Raw genomic sequence first — 2,118 nt, 5'->3', positions numbered from 1 at the left:
CGCAACGGCTTCCTGCACGCGCCCTCCTGGCTGCGCACGTTCTTCGGCGAGTTCACCTGGGTGCTTCCGGTACTGCACGTCGGCATCATCGGCATGCTCATCCTCACGCGCTGGTGGGACTTCTGGACCAGCTGACGGTGCCGACGGCGTTGACGGTGTTGTCAGAGGCCTGACGTAGGGTTCGATCCGTGGAGCCCGACCTGTTCACCGCAGCTGCCGAGGACCGCCAGGAGAAGGACCCTTCGACAAGTCCCCTGGCCGTCCGGATGCGCCCGCGCACCCTCGAAGAAGTAGTCGGCCAGCAGCATCTGCTGAAGCCGGGCTCGCCCCTGCGCAGGCTGGTGGGCGAGGGCGGGGGAGGACCGGCGGGCCCCTCGTCGGTGTTCCTGTGGGGACCGCCCGGCATCGGCAAGACGACCCTTGCGTACGTGGTCTCCAAGGCCACCAACAAGCGCTTCGTGGAGCTCTCCGCGATCACCGCGGGCGTGAAGGAAGTCCGCGCGGTCATCGACGGGGCCCGCAGGGCGATGGGCGGCCACGGCAAGGAGACCGTCCTCTTCCTGGACGAGATCCACCGCTTCAGCAAGGCCCAGCAGGACTCGCTGCTTCCCGCCGTCGAGAACCGCTGGGTGACGCTGATCGCGGCGACGACCGAGAACCCGTACTTCTCGATCATCTCCCCGCTCCTGTCCCGCTCCCTCCTCCTCACGCTCGAACCGCTCACGGACGACGACCTGCGCGGCCTGCTGCGCCGGGCGCTCACCGAGGAGCGGGGCCTGGGCGGCGCGGTGGAGCTGCCCGGGGACGCCGAGGAGCACATCCTGCGGATCTCGGGCGGCGACGCGCGGCGCGCGCTCACCGCCCTGGAAGCCGGCGCGGGCTCGGCCCTGTCCAAGGGCGAGAAGGAGATCACCCTCCAGACCCTGGAGGAGTCGGTAGACCGGGCGGCCGTGAAGTACGACCGGGACGGCGACCAGCACTACGACGTCGCGAGCGCCCTCATCAAGTCCATCCGCGGCTCGGACGTGGACGCCGCCCTGCACTATCTCGCCCGGATGATCGAGGCGGGCGAGGACCCCCGCTTCATCGCCCGCCGCCTGATGATCTCCGCCAGCGAGGACATCGGCCTCGCCGACCCCACGGCCCTGCCCACGGCGGTCGCCGCCGCCCAGGCCGTCGCCATGATCGGCTTCCCGGAGGCCGCGCTCACCCTCAGCCACGCGACGATCGCCCTCGCCCTGGCCCCGAAGTCGAACGCCGCGACGATCGCCATCCAGTCCGCCCAGGCCGACGTCCGCGCCGGACTCGCGGGCCCCGTCCCGCCCCACCTGCGCGACGGGCACTACAAGGGAGCGGCCAAGCTCGGCCATGCCCAGGGCTACGTGTATCCGCACGACGTACCGGGTGCGATCGCCGCCCAGCAGTACGCCCCGGACACCGTCGCCGCCAAGCGCTACTACCAACCCACGCGCTATGGAGCCGAGGCGCGGTACGCAGACGTGGTCGAGCGGGTCCGCGAACGCCTCAAGGGCGAGTAGCCCCCGCGGCGCCCGGCGGGCGGACCCCGGCGCCCCCGCCTACGCTCGGCGCCATGGGCACAGCAGCCGGACCGCGCGCGGGGGCGGCCCTGCTCGCTGCCGCAACCACTGTCGCCGCCCTCGCCACGGCCTGCACGCCACCGCACCGGGAACAGCAGAAGCCGTCCCCCGCAGTGCCCCTCACGAGCCCCGGCTTTCCGCCCACCGCCGCACAGGCCCGCGACCAGCTCACCCGCCTCACGGTCGCATGGGGCAAGAACTGGCAGACGTACCAGCGCTCCGCGTTCGGCGACGGCTGGTCCGACGACACCGACGCCCCCGGCGGCCGCAACGGCTGCGACACCCGCGACGACGTTCTGCGACGCGACCTGAAGGACCTGCGCGAGGGCGACCGCAACCCCTGCGTGGTGCTCTCCGGCGTCCTGCACGACCCCTACACCGGCAAGCAGCTGCCGTACTCCTACCGCCGCGCCTCGCAGATCCAGACCGACCACGTCGTGGCGCTCGGCGCGGCCTGGCGGGCCGGAGCCTGGTCCTGGACGGCGCAGAAGCGCCTCACGTACGCCAATGACCTGGACGT

The 2,118-nt window shown here is 72.0% G+C and carries 2 protein-coding genes and 1 pseudogene; all 3 read left to right on the top strand.

The annotated features are described in order from the left end of the window. A pseudogene (locus tag ACQKIP_RS45785) lies at positions 1 to 135 on the top strand (vitamin K epoxide reductase family protein); the annotation flags it as partial. Between the two features lie 53 nt (positions 136 to 188). After that, entirely contained in the window at positions 189 to 1,538 is a 1,350-nt protein-coding gene (locus ACQKIP_RS45780; RefSeq protein WP_365866599.1) for a replication-associated recombination protein A, read from the top strand. Between the two features lie 53 nt (positions 1,539 to 1,591). Continuing rightward, positions 1,592 to 2,118: HNH endonuclease family protein (locus ACQKIP_RS45775; protein WP_427745704.1), on the top strand; the 527-nt coding region annotated here is incomplete at its 3' end.

Source organism: Streptomyces sp. NPDC059900 (assembly GCF_050270335.1).
Taxonomy (GTDB): domain Bacteria; phylum Actinomycetota; class Actinomycetes; order Streptomycetales; family Streptomycetaceae; genus Streptomyces.
Note: the sequence above shows the minus strand (reverse complement) of the source record. Positions and strands in the feature narration are given on the sequence as shown.